Origin of the sequence: Rickettsia africae ESF-5, from assembly GCF_000023005.1 — a bacterium.
GTDB lineage: Bacteria > Pseudomonadota > Alphaproteobacteria > Rickettsiales > Rickettsiaceae > Rickettsia > Rickettsia rickettsii.
This window is the reverse complement of record NC_012633.1, coordinates 329410-347354: the sequence shown is the minus strand read 5'-3', so window position 1 is coordinate 347354 and position 17945 is coordinate 329410. Positions and strand designations below refer to the sequence as shown.

Below are 17945 nucleotides of genomic sequence, written 5' to 3'. Positions count from 1 at the left end.
CGCGACTTGATCGCGGGATCCAGCCAAAAATACTAATATTATTAGTATTTTTTATTATTTTTATGGACCCCGTGGGCTTGACCACGGGGTGACATTAAGGATTACTGGATTCCTGCTTTCGCAGGAATGACATATTAGCCCTCAAATCAAGACTCTGCATTCGTTTCCGTATCTTCGACGGTATTAGAAGGACATTTCTTATTTGATGTTTTATTACGATATCTACGTTTTGTCTTTTTTGGAGCAGCTTGTGCTTCTTCTAAGCCGGCATTACTTTCTACAACTTGCACCTCTTCCACAACGCTTACGGTTTGCTCCACCGATTCTTCTGCCTCTAAACTCTTATCTTTTACTTCATTAGCAACATTATTACTATTATTAGCTGTTTTCCATTTATGTTTATTTTTGCGTAACTGTTCTTTTTTCAGATCTTCTGCAGTATAATCGGCATTATGATTCTGAATTACCGGCTTAACAGAATTAAAATTATTGTTATTTTTCTTAAACAGCTTCACTTTTTCAATCGAATAACTATCTGATGTAGCATTAGGGTCGGAATAAAAATTAAGCTTTATATTATATTTTTCTTCAATAAATTTTATCTCAGCACGTTTATTATTAAGTAGATAAAGAACTGAAACGATATTGGTAAAAACATTTATTACATCAATTCTTTCTTCAAAAATTTCATTCTCTATAGTACGTAAAATTAACATAGCATTAGCGTCACTTGCTCTAATGACTCCTTTACCGTTACAATGAGAACAAATTGCCGCATTAGTTTCTAAGAAAGAAGAACGTAATCTCTGCCTTGAGAATTCAAGTAGTCCAAACTGACTAATATTACCGGTTTGTATACGAGCACGATCACGACTTAAAAACTCTTTAAAGGATCGTTCAATAATTTTACGATTCTTAGCTTCGCTCATGTCTATAAAATCAACAACTATCAAACCTGATAGATCTCTAAGCTTTACTTGCTTTGCTAATTCTTTGGCTGCTTCTAAATTAGTTTTTAGTGCCGTTTCTTCAATATTTTGTTCAGAAGTTGATTTACCGGAATTTACATCAATTGCAATAAGAGCTTCCGTGGGATTAATAACGATATATCCTCCTGAAGGTAACGTCACTACAGGCTGATATAATTTAACTAATTGCTCTTCTACTTGAAACTTAGTAAATATAGGAGTTTTACTTTTATGCTCTTTCAGCTTTACAAGCTCTGAAGGTAATAAATCCTGCATAAATTTTGAAGCATCTGCATAACCCTCTTGTCCTTGAATTACCACCTCTTTAACATTGTGATCGCACATATCACGTATGGTTTTACGTATTATACTATCTTCCTCATGAATAAAACACGGAGCCGGAAATTTAATAGTACTTTTACGAATTTTATTCCATAACCTTGCTAAATAATTATAGTCTTTCTTTAAATCTAAGGTGCTACTTCCTCTACCTGCGGTTCTAACAATGACGCTATAAGCATTTTTGTCACCGCTTACTATTTTATTTAAAATATCTTTCAGTCTTTTTCTTTCTTCCCCGTTTGATATTTTACGCGATATACCGTTTTGCGAACCTTTATTAGGCATTAAAACACAATATTTACCAGCCAAGGATATATAAGTAGTAAAAGCGGCGCACTTATTTCCTCGTTCTTCCTTAGTAACCTGCACTAATAATATTTGGTTTTTTCTTATTACTTCTTGAACTTTATATTGTTTATATTGCGGAATATTTGACTCAGGGGTACCGCTTTGAATCATTTCAATATCATCAGCCGCTTCTAAATTAAGTTCTGACTGGAACGTACTCTCTACTAAATCTTCTATGGTTTTTAGGTCAATTTCTTCACTATCAACCAAAGAATCATATATAACAGCCGGTTTCTCTTTATCATCCTCAACCGTAATATTTGAAAGAGCTATTTCAGGAAAAGCATTAACCGGAAAATTTCTCTCCGAGGTAGGCAAATTGTAATAGTTAGGATGGATTTCACTAAACGGTAAAAAACCGCTTTTATCCATTCCGTACTCTATAAAAACAGCTTGTAGCGACGGTTCTATTCTTGTAACTTTTGCTAAATAAATGTTACCTTTATTTTGTTGTCTTACGGTTGTTTGAAATTCAATATCTTCTATATTGTTGCTTTGTCCTAATAAAACTACTCTTGTTTCGCTTGGAAAATTAGCATCAATTATAATCTTTTTATTCATTTATCTTGCTCACTAACTTGAAGAACAAATAATTAATATAATGCTTGTATCTTAAGAAAAATCATTGTTTATCTTGTATTAATTTATTTAAATAGATAATTTATCTATGAGTAAAGAGCAAAAATGAAATTCTAGATAAACTTCAAATAACACCTCTTTAAAATACTAAAAAATATATTATTATTTTTCTTACATTAAAATATTTTCATATTATTTAATTCATTAATTTTTTTTTAAAATTCAACAATAATTATATACAAATTACAAATAAGACTACCATACTTGATTAAAAGCTGATAATCTAATAACTATCCATATATACTTAAATAATGGAATTATGAATCTCTTTAATTTTTAAGATAATAATCTTAATCATTATAATTATGAGTTATATACCATGTATTTATGTTTAGCAAACACTTAATTTATGACTTTAAAAAACGATTACAAAACTATTTTTTTCTCACTTTTGGGAATATTTATTTTTTCCTGTATCAATGCTATAAATTTTTATAATTTTAAAATCTTTTTACTGCTAAATAAAAATCTAGGCGGAGAACAAATAAATCATATCAATCAAACTAAATTTATAGGTTCGATAATCGCAGGCTTTGCCTTAACACAGTTAATTAATAAGTTAAGTAATCAAAAAATTATTTTAATTAGTTTATCTTTATTAATTATTTGTACAATAAACCTAATTTTATTAAATAATTACACTCTAATTAAAATTAATTTTATTGTAATTAATTTTGGAACATTTGCATATTTCACTTCTATAACATTAGACATTATTGAGAGTAGCAAAGAAAAGAAATATTTTTTTTTAGCTTGTATAATGTTGTTATGGGCGGGTGGAAACTTAATGGTAGATTTATTAAATCCATTTATAACACCGACAAATAATACTATAGTAATTTGTGCATTGTTATATTGTATCAATATACTAACCGAATTTCTGCATTATAATCCTACATCTCATAAATTAAATTTAAATTCCAAATTTTCATCCTTAATAAAAAATGTCGAATTACAATTATTGACAGGCTTCGTAGTTGCTTATGTCACCTTGGATATATTATGGTATTATGAAGCTTTTGCATTAAAGAAAGAATTAGCATTAATTAATTTAAGACTTATACTAAAATATATTTTTCTAGCAATATGTTTTTCTATAATTCCTATATGCTATATATTAAGCAAAGTAAATAAATATTTGGCTAATTTATCACTAACTATAATTCTGCTCGTCTGCTTTATTTTACTACCGCTTCATGGAACTAATAAAAACCTTAATATATTATATATAATACTAATCGGTAGTTGTTTAGGATCCATTTATATTTGCAATATTTTAATACTAATTGATAAATTTAGGGATTACGAACTTAGAACAGCTTTATTTTCGTATTTTTCAATGTGCAGCATCGGTACATATGCCGGAGCTTTATCATCTCATGTACCTTACGGCACTATTAACAGCAGTGATTTCTTATTTTCTATTTTTGCCGTAGTCGGTAGTTTTGTAGCTTATCATTTTTGGTATTTTATTAAGTATACATTATATAGATTTTAATAAGACTTCTTGCATAACTTGCTAATAAAGGTAATTTGTACGTCGATCCGGTACTCGAATCCTCACGTTACTTGCGTGTACGCTGCGGTTCTGCGTTCCGTGTCTCCTTCAAATTTCTCCTTATTAGCAAGTTATGCAAGAAGTCTTATACTAACAGACGAAGATCAACTTCAAACAGAGCAAGGAATCCACAAGGTGAGGAGCGGCGCATATAATTAATACGTGAGTATCGCAACTCTTGTAGGATGACACAGCCAATTTTTGAAGTTGATCAAGTATATGTGTAATATTCTGTAACATACTATAACTTGTATAATTTGGCATTAAATATTAATATCTAAATATATTTTTACAATGCCTAAAATGCAGCAAAGTACATTATTAAAACCGGTTAGTTGTTACGGAATCGGGGTCCACTCAGGAAAACGTACCCAGTTAACTATAGAGCCCGCTAAAGAAAATACCGGAATTATATTCATTAGAACCGATATATCTTCTGAAAATAATTATATTGAAGCTAGCTATTTCAATGTTTCCGATACCTTGTTATCTACCACTATCAGTAATGATCATAAAGTTCAAATTTCAACAATTGAACATTTAATGGCAGCACTTTGGGGATGCAGCATTGATAATGCAATTATTAAAATTGACGGTCCTGAAGTACCAATTATGGACGGCAGTAGTAAACCTTTTGTGTTTATGATTGAGTGTGCAGGAAAAAAATTACAAAATGCTCCTAAAAAATATCTAAAAATTTTAAAAGATATAAAAGTAGTTCATAAAGATTGTGAATTATATTGTACTCCTTCCGATCACATGACTGTAGATTTAACCATTGATTTTAGTAGTAAAGCTATAGGCAGACAAAATCTAAGTTTTAGGGATCAAGAATCTTTTACTAAAAATATTGCAGATGCTAGAACTTTTGGCTTTATAAGAGATGTTGATTATTTGAAAAGCAAAGGGCTTGCCCAAGGTGCCTCATTTGAGAATGCTATAGGAATAGATGAGCAGGATAAAATCTTAAACCCAAACGGCTTACGTTATGAAGATGAATTTGTTCGCCATAAACTATTAGATTTATTCGGTGATTTATATACCAACGGCACTAGCATTGTAAGTGCAATTAAAGGCTACAAAACTAGCCATGCTCTTAATAATGAACTATTGCATAGAATATTTAGCGATACTACCTCTTACAAATTTGTAACTAGCAGTGAGTTATAATAATCATTTCATATTGTTAAATTTCGCTTTCTTTTTTGCATCCTTTTTAAATTTGCACTTTTTGTCGTTTTTATTTCAGCATTATTAACTTTATCTTTATCCATAGCTTTAGTTAAAGGATTATATCCTTCGGCTTTATTAGGATTTTCATAAAATGGATTCATTACATTTTTAATATCTTTAACATAGCTCTCTTTGCTATTATCCATTGTTATTTTATTTTCTCTAAAAAATTCTTCTAAACCGTTTCTTTTTATTTCAGAATTAAAACTGCCTATTATTTCTCGAAATTTTTGTATTGTTTGGTCTTTATTCATACTCCAATAATTCTTATCCGTTATTAATTTTTTTAAAGCTAATGTTTGCAATACTTGATTCTTAGTATAATTCTCTAATTGTTCTAAATTTTTATATATAGGAGTATCTTGTTTTTTATATTCTTCATTTATATTTAATTTAAATATTGCTTTTATTTCTATTTTTTCCTTTTCAGTAAGACCGTCGATAATTAATGATGCGGTCGTAACTACACCGTAACCCGTAGCTTTTAATATATCAAGCACATTACCGCTCGCACCTTTAATAATAGAAGCGGCCCAATTTGCGGCTCCACCTAAATTATTGCCAAATATTCGTCCTGTACTTTGCAATTTATTTACATTTAACTCATACTTATCTTGAGTAGCCTCCTTACCTGCCGTTTGCGGCGTATATAATTCATTTTTCAAAATATCTTTTAAGCTCGGTTCTAATGATAATATATAATCTTGCTGACTTTTAGCATTTCTGTTATGTACTAATAAATTATTCTCTTTATGAAGTTTACGCAAATCATGCACTTTCAAAGTCTCATTTACAGCTTGAATTCCTACGCTAACTCCTGAAACAACAGCTACAGCTATAATTATCGGTGATATAGGAGTAAAAAGTCCAGAAACTGTAATTGCTATAGAAGCTATGGAAACTGCATAACTTAAACTATTGCTAAATAATATTTTACCGATTTTACTTTGTCTAAAACTAGTCCAATAAGATTTTAACTTATTAAATATTTTTCTAACCCTTGATTTTTTTGACATTTATTTTTCTCTCCAAAGAACAAATATTTTTATAAATTTTTCTTTTATTTATTTAATTAACTTCTCTTACAACTGAAATTATAGTATAAACTCTAATAAAAAAAACAAAATAAATGTCTGGAAAAGAATTAAATAAAATTGTTGCAGCCATCTTATTTGCTAGTTTAATTGCTATGATGGTTGGATTTGTTGCAAATATATTATACAAGCCCACTCTAGAGTTACAACATCGCGGCTATAGCGTTGCGGTTCAAGAATCATCAGAAAATCAAAATACTACCGCACTAGAGCAAGCACCGGTAAATATACCGGAATTAATGAAGACTGCTAACACCGATAACGGTCGTGAAATAGCCAAGAAATGTTTAATGTGCCATTCTCTTGATAAAGACGGTCTAAATAAACTAGGACCGCATCTTTGGGATGTCGCAGGCAGACCAAAAGCAAGCATAGCAAACTATAAATATTCCCCTGCTCTATCAAAACTTGGCGGCATATGGGATGATGATAGTTTATTTGCTTTCTTACATAAACCAAGTAGCTATGCACCAGGAACTAAAATGTCCTTTGCCGGTATCTCAAAACCACAAGACATAGCTGACGTAATATTATTTTTAAAAACTTATGTTCATGATAAATAATTATCTCACCGAAATATGGTTAATAATAGGTATAATTTGCATAGTTGTTGAATTCTTTACAGTTCCAAGTATTGGATTCTTATTCTTTGGGCTTGGAGCGTTATCAAACACTCTTGTGGTATATAACTACCCTCTAGTTAGCTTAACAAATCAAATAACATTTTTTGGTATATTATCACTTATTTGGTTTTGCATATTATATTATCCTCTTAAAAAATATGTTTATAATAAAACTGATAAAACAAAAAATTACTCGGATATGATAGGCAAAACGGTAGAGGTTTATAGTGCTACAGTTTCTTCTGATACTATAGGACAAGTAAGATGGTCCGGTGCTATTATGAATGCTTACCTTGTTCCAAATGAAATCGATGCAAAAACAGGCGACCGACTTTTTATTATCGAAGTTAAAGGGAATGTACTAATTTGTTCTAGAGAAAAACCTAATAATAATTCTTAGCAAAATATTTCTAAATGACATTGCCCGCGTAAATACAATTCCTCATTGCAAGTAGGTATTGTTGCGTGGATCATTTTATGTCATTCCCACGGAAGCGGGAATGACACTAAATGCATTTTCCAGTCCAACGCGGGCAGCCTCTCTAAATATTCTCTTTAAACCAATCAAAAACTTTTTTAAAGAAGCTACTATTTGCATCAAGTCTAATATGAGCAAATTCTTTTTGCTGTTTTAGAGCATGAATTTTTAGCATTCCTATAGTTGCTGAATACATAGCCGGATTATAGTCTTCTATAAAACCGGCAATAATCTCCGGTTTACCGATTCTACTCTGTTTTTCAAAAATTTTATTTGAAAGCTCTTTAAGTCCTCTAAGCTGAGACCCGCCGCCAGTAATTACAACTCTAAAAACTTCAACCTGCCCTTTTGTTGCTTTATCATATTCGGCTTTTACCATTGATAATATTTCTTCGGCTCTTGCTCTTATTACCTCAGCCAATTTATAAATTGTTACGGAAGTATTTAAAGTATGATGAGTATCAACCTGAAAATCCTCCATATTTACAATACTATCTTTCTCAAATAAAGGTATCATTGCATTACCGTATAAAATTTTTAATTTCTCTGCCGTAACAAGATCAATACCAAAGACTTTAGCAATATCCGAGCTAATATGAAAACTACCTATATTTACATGCCCCGTATATATTAATTTACCAGCAAAAAAAATGCCGAAAGAGGTAGTTTTATCCCCCATGTCGATGATAAGCGAACCTAGATTTTTTTCATCATTCGTAAGACAGCTAATAGCAGAAGCATAAATTGCTAGAGTAATATTTGTGACTTCAACATGACATTTAGCGAAGCATTGTACAATATTTGATAACATATTTGAACTAGCAGCAATAATATGTAATTCACAACTAAGTTCTCTACCGTACATACCTATAGGATTCTCGACTGAATTATTATCCAGGGTAAATTCAAGAGGAAAATAATGAATAATTTCCTGGTTTTTAACTTTAAATTCAAGTAATGCTTTTTGTAGTAACTTTTTAATATCCTGCTGCGTTACAGTTTGCCCGTTAACTTTAATGGTATAATTTATATAATAAGATTTAGTGTCGGCACCTGATAACGATAATATAACTTTTTTTATATTTTTACCGCAATCTTTTTCAAGTGCGTAAATTGCTGAAACAATGCTAGTTTCAGCATTTTTTAAATCTGATATAACTCCTGATTTAATACCTTTAGAATGATGCAAATTTTGGCTAGCTACTTTAATTTCACCTTTTTTACTAATATAGGCAGCAATTACGGCAATCTTACTACTACCGCAATCAAGTGTAACAAAATTTGATATTTTCTCTTTCATTTTTTTATGCTTGTTATTCCAAAAACATCATTGCGCGAAGAATTACAAAGTCATGAGACGAAGCAAGCTCAGGATGCTTGACAAGAGTACCACGTCGAAACTACGTTTCTCTTCGCAATGACGATTCTCAGTACTTCTCTATATAATACTTATTCTTATCCCTTAAATCCAAAACCTTATAATTTTGGTTAAATAGCTTATTAGCTTTATTTAGTGCATCGACATATTTTAATGCTTCTTCAAACTCTTTTTCAGGTAACTTAATACTTATATTACCTTTAAGATTTAAATCCCACCTTCTATCTCCGAGTCTTACAGCAGCTGACGTTTTATTCATTAATGCCGGATATTTCTGCAACTCTAATACTAATGTACCTGCATAGATATTCGCCCCTTCCCCTACAACATGTAATAAATGAGGAAAAGGTTGAATATTTTTACTAATTTCGTAACCTTCTTCATCGACTAAGAAAAGCTGATTATTAATTTGCCAAATAGCAATAGGTTCTCTTTCAAATAATTTTATATATACCGTATTTGGTAATCTTCTACTGACATATACTTCCTTGATCCATTTATTTTTCTTTAAATTATTTCTAATTTCGTCTAATTTAAGAGCAAAAATAGGACTGCCCTTATTCGCATTTAAAACCTTTAATATTGTAGGCTCATCGACATTTTGCTGTCCTTCAATGATAACATTCTCAAGTTTAAACCCAAGTCTTGTTGTTGTTTGGTATATATTTGTTGTTAAGTAGGTTTTTATGCCGGCAAAATATTTTGTAAAAACAAATAGACATACAAAGATAATTAAAGCAATCTTAAGCCCTAATATTGCTTTTTTGTAAATTAGTCCTAATTTTCGGCGTAATGAGATATTATTAGTTTTTTTTGTTTGTTTTTTTTTATTGGAGCTTGTTTTTTTTCTCATGATTCAAAGCTTGCCATCTTTATAATTTCTTCAATTAAGTTAGTAAAATTTATCCCTGCATAAGCTGCAATTTCCGGCACTATTGATAAAGGCGTCATACCTGGGTGAGTATTTATCTCCAAAGCATATAACTTGTTTGTCTGCTCTTCTAAAATAAACTCTGCTCTAGCAGGACCTTTACAATTCATTGTTTTATAAATTTTTTCTGACTCTATAAGTAATTTCTCATATAAATTAGCAGGTAGCGGAGCAGGACAAAGATGATCAGCAAATCCTTCGGTATATTTAGTTTCATAATCATAGAAACGATTCTTTAGTAATTTAATCTCTAAAGCTCCAAGAGCTTTGCCGTTTAATACCGCTACTTGCAATTCTCGCCCTTTTATATATTGTTCTATTATTACCTGATCACCGTAAGGAAAATCATAATCGGCAAAGTTAAAATCGTCTTCTGCAAATATCACCTCAACACCAATACTTGAACCTTGCGTAAGAGGCTTAATAACGTACGGTCGTTTCATAGGATCATTTTTTATATTATCGCTTTTATTTACAACAATGCTTTCTGCCATATTAATATTATTCGTTAAAAACCAGATCCTAGAATGTATTTTATCGAATGCTAAAGCTGAAGATAACATGCCGCTATGAGTATAAGGAATCCGCATTATATTAAGTAATCCTGGTAAACAACCGTCTTCACCATATGTACCGTGCAGGCAATTAAAAACGATATCAGGTTTTATTTCTTGTAATCTAACTGCAATATCCGCTCCCATATCAATAAAGGTAACTCTATATCCTAATTCAATTAAAGCTTTACTAACTCCTTCACTTGACACTAACGATACTTCACGCTCAGCAGACATACCGCCTACCATTAATGCTATATGCTTTTTACCGGTACTACTTAATATTTTGACTATAGAGTGTTCTACCCAATGTGTTTGATATTTATGCACGTTTTTTCCTTTCTTATTAAATCCATTGTAATTCCTAACTAAAAGCGACCTTGTTGCATAGCTCGAAAAACCTACTCGATGTCATCCCCGCGTAGGCGGGGATCCAGAAAAATAACTTCAATATTGATATAGAAGTTACATATTATAAAATAAACATATAAAAAACTTGTTTTTTATATGTTTTACTGGATTCCCGCCTTCGCGGGAATGACATAAAACTAGCTGCAACAACGCCATTTTTAATTAGGGATGACGTCCGATTCTCTTAATCTCCCACTCTAACTTAACCCCGCTATCTTCACATACTTTCTGCCGAACAAAATCACCTAAATCTTCTAAATCCTTAGCGGTAGCATCACCATTATTTATCATAAAATTACAATGAAGTTCTGACATCGAAGCACCGCCTATTCTATAACCTCTAAGCCCCGCTTTGTCAATAAGTTCCCAAGATTTACGCCCTTCAGGATTTGCAAAAGTACTACCGCCCGTACGCTCTTTAATAGGCTGTGTAGATGATCTTGCGTTATGTATTTCATTCATCCGTAATAATATATTTTCACTATCGCCTTTATTTATTTTAAAAACAGCTTTGAGAATAATTAAATTCTTTGGTAAATTATTACTGCGATATTTAAAACCGATTTCTTCATTTGTGAATGTTAAAAAGTTTCCTGCAAAGTCAATCGCTTCAATCTGCACTACAATATCTTTAAATTCAGAGCCGTAAGCACCGGCATTCATAGCAACACCGCCGCCGATAGTCCCTGGAATACCTACTAAAAACTCAAAACCGGAAATAGCATTTGCTTGACAAAATTTTGCTAAATTATAATTAAGGCAGCTACTACCTACTATTAAATGATTATCTATAAACTCAATATTGCTAAAATTCTGACCAAGTTTTATAACGACCCCTTCTATGCCACCGTCTCTTATAATAACATTTGAGCCTGCTCCAAAAGTCTTTATAGGTAATTTTTGCTTATTTTGTATTAAGAAACTTTTTAAATCTTCGCTATCTAAAGGTTTAAAGAAAATTTCAGCATTACCGCCTACTTTAAACCATGTTAAGTGTTTTAAATTATAATCTTTTTTATACTCGCCTTTTACTATCGGTAAAATTAACATATTTAGTCCTGCTATTCGCTTTACTGTTATCTTCACTCTTTTGTCCCTTAGTTCGCTTGACCCTATGTTATACGAACAGATGTCATTCCCGCTTTCGCGGGAATGACATAAGAGCTATGCAACAATACCAGTCAAACCACGGTATGACAACTAAAGCCACGGGATGACAATCTCCCCTCTAATTCATTAGCAAAACTTGAAATATTACCTGCTCCCATCATAATTATCATATCACCAGAAGCTGCATTATCTATAATAACTCCAACCGCATCATCTAGCTCTGCTAGAAAATTTGCTTTATCGTGATGTTTACGCTTAGTAATCTTATCAACTAAATTTCGTCCTGTAATTCCCTCTATAGGGTTTTCACCTGCAGCATATATATCAGTAATATAGAGTATATCGGCATCAGCAAAGCAAAACATAAAATCATCAAATAAATACTGCATTCTTGAATATCTGTGAGGCTGAAAAATAGCAATAACTTTACCGTTTTGTTTATTTGCTATATTTTTAGCCGTCGCAAGCGTTGCTTTGATTTCCTCAGGGTGATGAGCGTAATCATCGATAATTGAAGCGTTATTATATTCAGCTACTTTAGTAAATCTCCTCTTCACTCCTTTAAAATTATTAAAACCGTTTTTAATAGCTTTAATACCGAAATCTAATTCTATCCCAACGGCAATTGCAGCAAGACTATTTAAAATATTATGTCTTCCGGGCGTTGGAATAGTAATTTTTTCAATAATCGTTGTACCTAGTACATTTGGTAGACTAATTTTTACGTCAAAAGTAGAGGAGGCAATATCAGTGTTAATATTAAACGCTATAATATGAGCATCTTCCGAATCGATGCCATAAGTAACAATCTTCCTTTCAGTAATATCGTCTACTAACTTACGAACTATTTTATGATCGATACAACAAACGGCAAAACCGTAAAACGGCAAATTAGTAATAAAGCTTCTAAAAGCACCAATTAATGTTTCAAAATCTCTATAATAATCTAAATGTTCAGGATCAATGTTAGTTATTATCGCAATAGTTGATGGAATATGAATAAACGTTGCATCCGATTCATCGGCCTCCGCAATTAAATAATTACTTGAACCAAGATATGCATTAGTCGATTTATTATTGATGATCCCACCGTTAATAACCGTAGGACATAAACCAGCTGCCTCAAATAAACAAGCAACTAAAGAAGTAGTAGTGGTTTTACCGTGCGATCCCGAAACTGCTACTGAACATTTTAATCTCATAAGTTCAGCAAGCATGTCCGCACGTCTAATAATTGGAATTTTACGCTCCAAAGCTTCTTTTATTTCAGGATTCTTTGGATTAATTGCCGATGAAATAACAACATACGACACATTGGTAATGTTCTGCTCGGCGTGTCCTAAAAATATTTTAATACCGTATGACTCAAGCCTTTTAGTATTATAATTTTCTACTAAATCGGAACCTTGTACTTTATAACCTAGATTATATAATATCTCGGCAATACCGCTCATGCCAACGCCGCCGATACCTATAAAATGTATAGTTTCTAAGGTTTGATTAGTTTTTTTTAATTCAAGTAACAGCATTTAAGTTTAATCATTTAAAATTGAGTTCTGCATATAGGTTTTAAGTAACATTGTCAAGCACTAACTGTGTCATATCGCGACTTGATCGCGGTATCCAGTTTAAAATATTAAAATCATTGATATTAAAAGTTATTTTTATGGATACCGTGGTCAAATCACAGCATAACATCGGAGTCTTTTTCAAGAGCCATACAACAAAACCAGTTCAGTATGACAATCATTAAACCTCATCCACCCTATCAAATTTTGCTTCGGAATAGAAGTTTCCTTGTAGCCCACCGACTTTTAGATCAATTAAAAATTTAGCTATTTCTCCGTTTTCTACAAATTCAGCTACCGTTTCAATACCTAAATCTTCTGAAATTTTAATTAATCTTTCTACGAAATACCTACTTTGTACATCACTTGTAATACTACGCACATATTTACCGTCAATTTTGATAATATCAATTGGTAAGCTTTGAAGTTGTTTAAAAGAAGTAAAACCCGCACCAAAATCGTCTAATGCAAATTTACATCCGTACTTATGTATTTTATTAATAAATAAAGTTATTTTATCGTAATTCTGATTGAAAGAAGTTTCCGTAATTTCAATAATTAAACGATCCCCAACATTATGAGCTTTTAATAAGTTTTCTGCTATTTCCCATAAAGCTTCATCGCATGTTCCTATATTTGAAATATTAAAGGCTAACATTAAGTTTGGGTTACGGGCAAGTTCATTAACAGTCATTTCTAAAACAATTTGATCAATTATAAAAATTAATCCTTTATTTTCAGCAATAGGGATTATAGGACCTACGGAAATATAAACACCGTTCTCGTCAGGTATACGAAGCAGACATTCATAATAATGAATCTTCATAGTATTACGATCTATTATAGGCTGATAAGCAAATCGCATAGTCTTTTTTGCTAAGGCTTGTCGTAGTAAGTTAAGCTGAAGATTAGATTTTCTTATATTTTCCAAATCATGTTCTGTACTGCTATATTCACGGTAATAATAATTATTATTTTGTGAAAGTAACATATTTAATGTTTTTTCAATTTCTTTAGCATTATTACTTACTTTTTTTGGAAATTTAATACTAGCAATATAACAATTCATATAAATTGCCGGCTTCTGTTCATTAATATAAAGCTGCAAAAATAAATATAATTTTCTAGCAAAATTTTTAATTAAGTCAGAATCAGTAGTATTTAGGATAAATAATATTCTATCTTTCTTTATTTTCTTAAACTTTGAAAAAATATTAAGTTCTTTGCTTACATCTTCAATGATTTGATCTAAATCTTCAATTATAAAATGCTTACCCTGCTCTATAAATTCTATTTCATCATAATTAACTAATCTACAAGCAAAACATACGCCTTTTTCCAATTTATCTATCGCATCTTGTAAATCTTTATAATTCGTTCTTAATTCTGATATTGCCATGTGTATCATAAAATTATATACTTAAGAATATTAGGGCATTTTTACTGTAAATGAAATAAAAATATGAACCGCATAGAAGTGATACAAGAAAAATTAAGTGTGTTAAAACCACATTTTCAAGAAATAATAGATGAAAGCTATAAACATGCTAGTCATTATAACGGAATTCACAGCCATATAAAAATAAGAATTTCTGCAAAAACATTACAGGGGAAAAGCCTAATTGCCAATCATCGCACTATTAATAACTTACTTGCCGATGAATTTAATAGCGGCTTGCATGCTTTATCGATAGAGGTACTATGAAAACAAATAATATTTTAAAAGTAGCCGTTGGAGCTAGCAGCGTAGCACAAAAAGCCTTAAATAGTATAACGGATAAAAGCTGTGGCATAATTGAGGATAAAATACTTAAAGGTAATTATGTCACTCGCGAAGAATTTGAAAAATTACAAACTTTAGTAATAAAACTCAAGAAAGAATTAGCAGAGTTAAAGAACAAATAATTAATCAACTAGTTTCAGAATTGTCTATTTTTGCTTTTAACTCTTCTATTTCTGCTATAGTTAGCCCTGTTGAATCTGCTATTATATTGTGACATCTATATCTTTAAGTCACAAGTTCTTTACTATTTCTATGCTTCTTTCTTTCCCTTTTTCACACTGTTCTTCCTAAAGCTATTTCCTCGGCATCTTCCATTAATTTCGCTCTTATATAGGCATCATATTCTTCGGCGGTGAGGTTATGCATTTCTATTATATTGTATGCATCTAATACCTTCTCGCTCTTTATATTTGCAGGTGGGCTGGTTTCTGTTTCTGCACACTTAAATAAATGTAGCCACTCATCTATAGTAGTTTCAAGCTTATCTTTATCAAAATTTTAAGCTCTATAAATAAATACATAGGAAAAATCAAATAAATATTGCTTATTTGTTTCGGTAATAAATCTTTATGCTTTATTCCTTGTGTAAGTTGTAAGCTCGATTATATACCAGCTACCGGCTTCATCTTTAACCTTTAAATCAAATATGCTTTTTGTTCCCTTTATCGAGCATAGGTACTTGCTCTACAGGTATAAATTCTATTGCTTTAATTCTAAGCCCCTCAGGTAGTTCAAGAACTGCATTGATCAATTCCTTGAACCTCTCTAAATCACGAAAGATTTTTTTTAATACACTATCAATTAGTGGGATCTAAATATCTTTGCATATTAATTATTACTTTTGGTATTACTCATATTATATAGCTTTTTAAGTAATCAGTAAATAATACTAGAATATGTACTTTTAATAGAATAATTATTACTATTTTTTAACAAAAATTACGTACTTTGATCCGTTCTAATGGATACGATTGCTGACATGCCGGGGACTAGATTAGCATTTGGGGATTCAAAATCTATTAAAACAGGTACACGTTGTACGCTTTTAGTAAAATTACCGGTAGCATGATCTGGTGGGATTAAGCTAAATTTAGAGCCGGTCGCAGGAGCAATATTACGAATCTTCCCGTAAATTACCTTTTTAGGCAAAGCATCAAATTCAATTTTGACTTTCATACCGGACTTAAATTTCTGAATTTGTGTTTCTTTAAAATTAGCCTGAATATACATAGTATTATCTTGAACTATAGAAAACAACACCCTACCCGGTACTATGTAATTTCCGACTTCTAAACTACTATTACCGAATATACCGGGTACCATAGCAATAAGTTTAGTATTTTGTAAGCTCCTTAAGGTTACTTTTTTATTTTCTGTTAGCTCTTTAAGTTTTTCCTGTTCTGCTGCTTTTTCAAGCTCAAGAAGCTGTAAATGTTGCTTAGATATATCTAAATCTAACTGTGCTTGTTTATAATCCGTTTTGGCTTTTTGATATGCGTTTTTAGAATCATCTAACGTTTTAGAGCTAGCAAATTTTGCCTTATTTAACTCCTGCACTCTCAGAAAATCTGTTGCAACAATATCAAAGCTTATTTTATTAAGCTTTAATTTTTCAGCTGCTTGCTCTAGGCTAATCTGCCCTATTGAGATTTTTTGCTCTATAATTTCTATATTTTTTATGCAAGCTTCAATAGATGCTTCAAGTGCTGCAAGCTTTGCCTTATAATCTCTATCGTCAATTTCACCTATCAGATCGCCTTTATTAACTTTAGTATTATCGGTAACAAATAACTTTGTTAAAACACCGCTAACTTCAGCACTAACATTTGAAATATCTGCATCTATGTAAGCATTATCCGTAGATTGTGTATTTGCCCAAACATAAATTCTACATCCCAAATAAATAAATATGATTAAGGCTATAATAATTACATATTTAGTAAATGGATGATGTTTATATTTGTCGATAGCTTGTTGTAATACACTCGGCATAATTAACTTTACCAATACCCTCTATGTTTAAAAAAATAACAAATTGGTATAGAAAGAATATATATAACTGCAATTAACGGCAGTGAATACCATGGATATATGATAAGATTTATAATAACAATAGCAACTAAAATCATTGCAAGCGATAAATATTCAGGTTTAATACTCAAATTTTTTGTTGAGATTGTAGGAAGCCTACTAGCAAGTAGAAAAGCTATAATAGCCAAATATATATTAATTGTTATAGTATGAGTACGGGTATTGATATTTAATAACGTACCGATTTCAAAATCTATCATTACAGGCATTAAAGCAAGTAAAGCACCGCATGGGGCAGGTACACCGGTAAAAAAATAGTCAGTTTTATCTTGTTTCGGTTGATAAATACCAACGTTAAAGCGAGCTAAACGTAGTGCCATACACACTATAAATAATAACATTACCGCTGATGAAAATACCTTATACTCATATTGTTGAAAAGACCATAAATATATCAGATAGGCAGGAGCTATACCGAAATTAGCAAAATCGCATAATGAATCAAGCTCTGCACCAAATGGACTAGCTGAATTTAGCATCCTTGCTATTCTACCGTCGATACCGTCAATAATTGCCGCTACTATAATGCAATATACCGCAAGTTCCCATCTGCTATCCAAAGCAAATTTTATAGAACTCATACCGGTTACTAAACCAAGCAACGTAATAAAGTTGGGAATTAATTTTATTAGAGGTACAGGCTTAGTTATTATAGATTTACGAATTTTTAACAATTTTTATACCCAAAATGTATTTATCACGTCATTGCAAGGAAAAAACAGTGTGGTTGCATGGCTGTCAATATCTCACTTCCTGCAAAAGCAGGAATCCAGAAAAAAATAATCTTAATTGGTACAAAATTATATATTTGATAAAATAAACAGATAAAAAACTTG

General features: G+C 31.2%; 16 protein-coding genes and 2 pseudogenes. 6 read left to right on the top strand and 12 right to left on the bottom strand.

Features of this window, described 5'->3' with window-relative positions:
- Nucleotides 1-146: 146 nt before the first annotated feature.
- The gene (locus RAF_RS01775; protein WP_012719518.1) at nucleotides 147-2219 is read right to left on the bottom strand and encodes an Rne/Rng family ribonuclease; all 2073 of its coding nucleotides are present in this window, start codon (nucleotides 2217-2219) and stop codon (nucleotides 147-149) included.
- A gap of 427 nt (nucleotides 2220-2646) precedes the next feature.
- Between RAF_RS01775 and RAF_RS01770 the strand changes: the two genes are divergently transcribed.
- Nucleotides 2647-3795: an MFS transporter gene (locus RAF_RS01770; protein ID WP_012719517.1), complete on the top strand. Its 1149-nt coding sequence runs from the start codon at nucleotides 2647-2649 to the stop codon at nucleotides 3793-3795.
- On the opposite strand, the pseudogene RAF_RS08540 reads toward RAF_RS01770, so the two are convergent.
- Nucleotides 3785-3934, bottom strand: a pseudogene (locus RAF_RS08540) (palindromic element RPE1 domain-containing protein); the annotation flags it as partial. The gene RAF_RS01770 and the pseudogene RAF_RS08540 overlap by 11 nt on opposite strands.
- A 224-nt stretch (nucleotides 3935-4158) precedes the next feature.
- Between RAF_RS08540 and lpxC the strand changes: the two are divergent.
- Nucleotides 4159-5025: a UDP-3-O-acyl-N-acetylglucosamine deacetylase gene (gene lpxC / locus RAF_RS01765; RefSeq protein WP_012719516.1), complete on the top strand. Its 867-nt coding sequence runs from the start codon at nucleotides 4159-4161 to the stop codon at nucleotides 5023-5025.
- An 8-nt stretch (nucleotides 5026-5033) separates the two neighbouring features.
- Here the strand turns inward: lpxC and RAF_RS01760 are convergent, their stop codons facing one another.
- Nucleotides 5034-6104: a hypothetical protein gene (locus RAF_RS01760; protein ID WP_012719515.1), complete on the bottom strand. Its 1071-nt coding sequence runs from the start codon at nucleotides 6102-6104 to the stop codon at nucleotides 5034-5036.
- Between the two features lie 113 nt (nucleotides 6105-6217).
- Between RAF_RS01760 and RAF_RS01755 the strand changes: the two genes are divergently transcribed.
- Both RAF_RS01755 and RAF_RS01750 read left to right on the top strand, forming a co-directional pair.
- Nucleotides 6218-6745 carry a c-type cytochrome gene (locus RAF_RS01755; protein WP_012719514.1) on the top strand — a complete coding sequence of 176 codons (528 nt, stop codon included), beginning with the start codon at nucleotides 6218-6220 and terminating at the stop codon, nucleotides 6743-6745.
- A complete protein-coding gene (locus RAF_RS01750; RefSeq protein ID WP_012719513.1) occupies nucleotides 6729-7205 on the top strand; it encodes an NfeD family protein in 477 nt (158 codons plus the stop codon). The genes RAF_RS01755 and RAF_RS01750 overlap by 17 nt, the downstream gene beginning before the upstream one ends.
- Nucleotides 7206-7347: 142 nt before the next feature.
- Here RAF_RS01750 and ftsA read toward each other — a convergent pair whose 3' ends face one another.
- The 6 genes from ftsA to RAF_RS01720 form a co-directional block, all read right to left on the bottom strand.
- Entirely contained in the window at nucleotides 7348-8583 is a 1236-nt protein-coding gene (gene ftsA / locus RAF_RS01745; RefSeq protein ID WP_012719512.1) for a cell division protein FtsA, read from the bottom strand.
- Between the two features lie 127 nt (nucleotides 8584-8710).
- Complete coding sequence (locus RAF_RS01740) at nucleotides 8711-9514, bottom strand: cell division protein FtsQ/DivIB (protein WP_012719511.1); 804 nt, start codon at nucleotides 9512-9514, stop codon at nucleotides 8711-8713.
- Entirely contained in the window at nucleotides 9511-10476 is a 966-nt protein-coding gene (locus tag RAF_RS01735) for a D-alanine--D-alanine ligase (protein WP_012719510.1), read from the bottom strand. The genes RAF_RS01740 and RAF_RS01735 overlap by 4 nt, the downstream gene beginning before the upstream one ends.
- Before the next feature lie 243 nt (nucleotides 10477-10719).
- Nucleotides 10720-11607: a UDP-N-acetylmuramate dehydrogenase gene (gene murB, locus RAF_RS01730; protein ID WP_041471825.1), complete on the bottom strand. Its 888-nt coding sequence runs from the start codon at nucleotides 11605-11607 to the stop codon at nucleotides 10720-10722.
- A gap of 131 nt (nucleotides 11608-11738) precedes the next feature.
- Nucleotides 11739-13196 (bottom strand): UDP-N-acetylmuramate--L-alanine ligase, encoded by a 1458-nt coding sequence (murC, locus tag RAF_RS01725; protein WP_012719508.1) that lies wholly within the window; start codon nucleotides 13194-13196, stop codon nucleotides 11739-11741.
- A 220-nt stretch (nucleotides 13197-13416) separates the two neighbouring features.
- Nucleotides 13417-14643: an EAL domain-containing protein gene (locus RAF_RS01720; RefSeq protein ID WP_012719507.1), complete on the bottom strand. Its 1227-nt coding sequence runs from the start codon at nucleotides 14641-14643 to the stop codon at nucleotides 13417-13419.
- Nucleotides 14644-14697: 54 nt separating this feature from the next.
- On the opposite strand from RAF_RS01720, the gene RAF_RS01715 reads away from it, so the two are divergent.
- Nucleotides 14698-14940 carry a BolA family protein gene (locus tag RAF_RS01715; protein WP_012719506.1) on the top strand — a complete coding sequence of 81 codons (243 nt, stop codon included), beginning with the start codon at nucleotides 14698-14700 and terminating at the stop codon, nucleotides 14938-14940.
- Nucleotides 14937-15140, top strand: a complete 204-nt coding sequence (locus RAF_RS01710; protein ID WP_012719505.1) for a hypothetical protein — start codon at nucleotides 14937-14939, stop codon at nucleotides 15138-15140. Before RAF_RS01715 ends, RAF_RS01710 begins: the two co-directional genes overlap by 4 nt.
- 518 nt (nucleotides 15141-15658) lie before the next feature.
- On the opposite strand, the pseudogene RAF_RS10510 reads toward RAF_RS01710, so the two are convergent.
- From RAF_RS10510 to RAF_RS01700, 3 genes and pseudogenes are all read right to left on the bottom strand, one after another.
- Nucleotides 15659-15845: pseudogene (locus RAF_RS10510) on the bottom strand (hypothetical protein).
- A gap of 112 nt (nucleotides 15846-15957) precedes the next feature.
- Nucleotides 15958-17010: an HlyD family secretion protein gene (locus tag RAF_RS01705; protein ID WP_012719504.1), complete on the bottom strand. Its 1053-nt coding sequence runs from the start codon at nucleotides 17008-17010 to the stop codon at nucleotides 15958-15960.
- 8 nt (nucleotides 17011-17018) lie between these two features.
- Nucleotides 17019-17783: a CDP-alcohol phosphatidyltransferase family protein gene (locus RAF_RS01700; RefSeq protein ID WP_012719503.1), complete on the bottom strand. Its 765-nt coding sequence runs from the start codon at nucleotides 17781-17783 to the stop codon at nucleotides 17019-17021.
- Between the last annotated feature and the right edge of the window lie 162 nt (nucleotides 17784-17945).